Annotated in this window: 4 protein-coding genes; all 4 read left to right on the forward strand. The window is 69.8% G+C overall.

Annotation, left to right across the window (positions count from 1 at the left end; translation table 11 throughout):
- The first annotated feature begins 528 nt into the window (after positions 1-528).
- Entirely contained in the window at positions 529-1629 is a 1101-nt protein-coding gene (locus BBH68_RS23830) for a substrate-binding domain-containing protein (RefSeq protein ID WP_065965529.1), read from the forward strand.
- A gap of 124 nt (positions 1630-1753) precedes the next feature.
- Entirely contained in the window at positions 1754-2542 is a 789-nt protein-coding gene (locus tag BBH68_RS23835) for an ATP-binding cassette domain-containing protein (RefSeq protein WP_065965530.1), read from the forward strand.
- Entirely contained in the window at positions 2539-3828 is a 1290-nt protein-coding gene (locus BBH68_RS23840) for a sugar ABC transporter permease (protein WP_065965531.1), read from the forward strand. Before BBH68_RS23835 ends, BBH68_RS23840 begins: the two co-directional genes overlap by 4 nt.
- A 201-nt stretch (positions 3829-4029) precedes the next feature.
- The coding region (locus BBH68_RS23845; protein WP_281182492.1) for a 1-deoxy-D-xylulose-5-phosphate synthase N-terminal domain-containing protein at positions 4030-4510 on the forward strand (481 nt) is incomplete at its 3' end.

Genomic DNA, 4510 nt, shown 5'->3' on the forward strand with positions numbered 1-4510 from the left:
TGACCGGGGCGCCCGCGCTGACCTGAGCGGGACCCTGACCGGAGCGCCGCGCCCGCGCTGACCTGAGCGGGACCCCGACCGGAGCGCCGCGCCCGCGCCGACCGGTGCGCGGCGGCCGGCCCGGCCTGAGCGGGGCCCCCGATCCCCGGCGCGCGCCCGCGCCGGCCCGAGCGGGGGCCTCCCCCTGCCCGAGCGGGCAGCCGGCGCCATCCGGGCGGGTCCCCGCCCCGACACCCACCCTGACCTGAGCACGTTCCCGTCCCGACCGGGGCGGGGCCACGGGCCCGCGCGTGAGCCGGGGCCCCGGGTGCCCTCCGCACCCGGGGCCCCGGTTTCTGTTTGTGCCCGCACCGGAATATCGGCTTCCGGGGATATCGGCGCCCACTCCCCATGCGTTCACTCAGATAATGAATGGCACCGTTGCCATCTCGTTAAGGATTTACTTCTTGACGCCATGCGGGCGGCCGAGTTGACTTCCAGCCACCTCGGCCGCAATGACGCGGCCTCGTCAGGGAGGTCACCCCCACCATGAACGCAACGATGCGTCGCGTCGTCGTCGCCACGGCCGCCGTCTCCATGGCGGTCTCGCTCGCAGCCTGCGGCTCCGCCAAGGAAGCCGACAAGAGCAAGGACGACAAAAAGAAGAAGACCGGCCCGCTCACCATCGGCCTGCTCCTTCCCGAAGACCAGACCGCCAGATACGAAGCCATGGACCACCCCTTGATCGAGAAAGAGATCAAGGCGAACTGCGCGGACTGCAAGGTGATCTACGCCAACGCCAAGTCGGACAGCTCGGTGCAGCAGCAGCAGGTCGACTCGATGATCACCAAGGACGTGGACGTGATCATTCTCGACTCCGTCAACTCCAAGGACATCCGCAAGTCGGTCAAGGAGGCCGACAAGGCCGGCATCCCGGTCGTCGCGTACGACCGGCTCGCCGAAGGCCCGGTCTCCGCGTACACCTCCTTCGACAACGAGACGGTCGGCAAGGTCCAGGGCGAGGCGCTGCTCAAGGCGCTCGGCGACAAGGCCAAGTCGGGCAAGATCGTCATGCTCAACGGCTGGGAGGCCGACCCGAACGCCGCCCTGTTCAAGAAGGGCGCGCTCTCCGTCCTGGAGGGCAAGGTCGACATCGGCAAGAAGTACGACGTCGACCGCTGGCTGGCGGACGAGGCCAACAAGGCGATGACCGGTGCGATCAACTCGCTCGGCAAGGACAACATCATCGGCGTCTACTCGGCCAACGACACCATGGCCGGCGGCGCCATCAACGCCCTCAAGGCCGGCGGCGTCAAGCCGCTGCCCCCGGTCACCGGCCAGGACGCCGAACTCGCGGGCGTCCAGCGGGTGCTGGCGGGCACGCAGTACATGAGCGTGTACAAGCCCTACGGCCAGGAGGCGGTGGCCGCGGCCAAGATGGCCCTCGCGCTCGGCCGCGGCGAGAAGGTCCCGGCGGAGACCACGGCCGACAGCCCGACCAAGAAGGGGATCCCGGCGACCCTGATCCCGCCGGTGTCGATGACCAAGGACAACATCAAGGACACCGTGGTCAAGGACGGCCTGTACAAGGTGGCCGACATCTGCACGGCCAAGTACAAGGCCGAGTGCGACAAGCTCGGCATCAAGTAGCGCGGCCCCGGCCGCCCGTGGCCCACGGGCGGCCCGCCCCCTCCGTCGATACCACCCCCACCGGGGGGAGAGCGTTCTCTCCCCTCCGTTACACCGCAGGGGCCCGCCCCTGCTCAGATCGGAGATGGCCATCGTGCCGAACGAACCCGTGTTGGCGTTGCGCGGGATCTCCAAGCGGTTCGGCGCCGTCCAGGCGCTGACGGACATACATCTGGAGGTCCACGCCGGTGAAGTGGTCGCCCTGGTGGGCGACAACGGCGCCGGCAAGTCGACCCTCGTCAAGGCGATCGCCGGAGTCGGCCCCGCCGACGAGGGCGTCATCGAGTGGGAGGGCAGGCCGGTCCAGGTCAGCCGCCCGCACGACGCCCAGGAGCTGGGCATCGCCACCGTGTACCAGGACCTCGCCCTGTGCGACAACATCGACGTGGTCGGCAATCTCTTCCTCGGCCGCGAGATCCGGCGCGCCGGGGTGCTCGACGAGGTCGAGATGGAGCGCCGCTCCCGTGAGCTGCTGCAGACCCTGTCCATCCGCATTCCCAGCGTGCGGATTCCGATCGCCTCGCTGTCCGGCGGCCAGCGGCAGACCGTCGCCATCGCCCGCTCGATGCTCGGCGAGCCCAAGCTGGTGATCCTCGACGAGCCGACCGCGGCCCTCGGCGTGGAGCAGACCGCACAGGTCCTCGACCTGGTGGAGCGGCTGCGCGAGCGCGGCCTCGCGGTCGTCCTCATCAGCCACAACATGGCCGATGTGAAGGCCGTGGCGGACCGGGTCGCGGTGCTGCGGCTCGGCCGCAACAACGGCACCTTCGATGTGAAGACCACCTCTCAAGAAGAGATCATCTCTGCCATCACCGGCGCCACGGACAACGCCGTGACCCGCCGCAAGGCGCGTAGCGCGGAGGCCGCCAAGTGACCACCGAAATCGACAAGACCAACGGCGACGGCCCGCCGGACGCGGCCCCGGTCGCGGGGGACGCGATCACCGCGGTCGACCCCCGGCTGCTGGTGCGTCAGGAGGGCTTCCGCGGCTACGTCCAGGAGTTCGGCCGCAAGCTGCGCAGCGGTGAGCTGGGCGCGCTCCCGGTCATCGTCGGCATCGCCGTGATCTGGGCCGTCTACCAGATCAAGGACGACGCCTTCCTGTCGCCCAAGAACCTCTCCGACCTGTCGATCCTCATCGTCGGCACCGGCCTGATCTCCGTCGGCATCGTCTTCGTGCTGCTGCTCGGTGAGATCGATCTGTCCGTCGGCTCGGTCAGCGGTCTGGCCGCGGCCACCATGGCGGTGCTCAACTCCCGGCACGGGATGCCCGAGGGGCTCGCGGTGCTGATCGCGCTGGCCGTCGGCGCCGCCCTCGGCGCGCTGCACGGCTTCTTCTTCGCCAAGATCGGCGTCCCGGCCTTCGTGGTCACCCTCGCCGGGCTGCTGGCCTGGAACGGGCTGATGCTCCAGGTGCTGGGCACCACCGGGACCATCGAACTCGACGACGACGGGTTCGTACAGACCCTGACCGGTCACTACTTCTCGCAGCTCATCGCCGCGTACGGGGCGGCCACGATCGCCGTGGCCGCGTTCTTCCTGACCCAGTTCCTGGGCGCCAGGCGCCGCAAGGCGGCCGGCATCCCCTCCCGGCCGCTGAGCGAGATCCTGGTGCGCACCGCGGTGCTGGCCGTCATCGCCTACGCGGCGGCCTGGCGGCTCAACGACTACCTGGGCCTGCCGCTGGCCCTGGTGATCTTCGTGGTGGTGCTGATCGCGCTCGACTTCGTGGTGCGCCGCACCTCGTACGGGCGCAAGGTGATCGCGCTGGGCGGCAGCGTCGAGGCCGCCCGCCGCGCGGGCATCAACGTGGTGGCGGTGCGGATCTCGGTGTTCGCCCTGTCCGGGCTGATGGCCGCGTTCGGCGGAATCATGATCGCTTCCCGGATCGGCTCGGCGAGCCAGCAGGCCGGCACCGGAAACCTGCTCATGGAGGCGATCGCCGCCGCGGTCATCGGCGGCACCAGCCTCTTCGGCGGCCGCGGCTCGGTCTGGTCGGCGCTGCTGGGCATGCTGGTCATCGGCTCCATCGCGTCCGGCATGAGCCTGCTGGGCGTCGCGAACTCCGTGCAGTACATGATCACCGGCGGGGTGCTGCTGGCCGCGGTCGTGATCGACTCGGTCTCGCGCAGGACGCAGCGCTCGGCGGGGCGCGGCTGAGGCCCCTCGCGGCCCGGCTCGCCTGTGCCCAACCTCACGTGCCCGGTGCCGTCTGGTCCAGACGGTGCCGGGCACGGGTGCTTTTGCCGCCGTCCGCGTGACCCGGATCGCATGGACCGGCGTATGGCCGCCCGGCCGGAACATTAGACTCGGGCGGACCGGTAAGGCTCGACGAAGACGCTCGACAGCGAGGAGGCACGGGTGCTGCTGACCCACATCAGGGGACCGCGTGATCTGGACCGGCTCACTCCGGAGCAGCTGGACCAGCTGGCCGCGGAGATCCGCACCTTCCTCGTCGACGCCGTCTCGAAGACCGGTGGCCATCTGGGGCCCAATCTCGGCGTGGTGGAGCTCACCATCGCCCTGCACCGGGTCTTCGACTCGCCCCGGGACAAGGTGCTGCTGGACACCGGCCACCAGTCGTACGTCCACAAACTCCTCACCGGACGCCAGGACTTCTCCAAGCTGAAGAGCAAGGGCGGGCTGTCCGGCTACCCCTCGCGGGCCGAGTCCGAGCACGACGTCATCGAGAACAGCCACGCCTCCACCGTGCTGGGCTGGGCCGAGGGTCTCGCCAAGGCCAACGAGCTGCTGGGCAAGCAGGACCACGTGGTCGCGGTCATCGGGGACGGCGCGCTCACCGGCGGCATGGCCTGGGAGGCGCTCAACAACATCGCATCGC

This window comes from Streptomyces sparsogenes (genome assembly GCF_001704635.1).
Taxonomy (GTDB): domain Bacteria; phylum Actinomycetota; class Actinomycetes; order Streptomycetales; family Streptomycetaceae; genus Streptomyces; species Streptomyces sparsogenes.

Bases quoted from the DNA above. Each gene is read 5' to 3' on its own strand.
- BBH68_RS23835 (WP_065965530.1), top strand. From the start codon at position 1,754: ATGGCCATCGTGCCGAACGAACCCGTGTTGGCGTTGCGCGGGATCTCC.
- BBH68_RS23830 (WP_065965529.1), top strand. From the start codon at position 529: ATGAACGCAACGATGCGTCGCGTCGTCGTCGCCACGGCCGCCGTCTCC.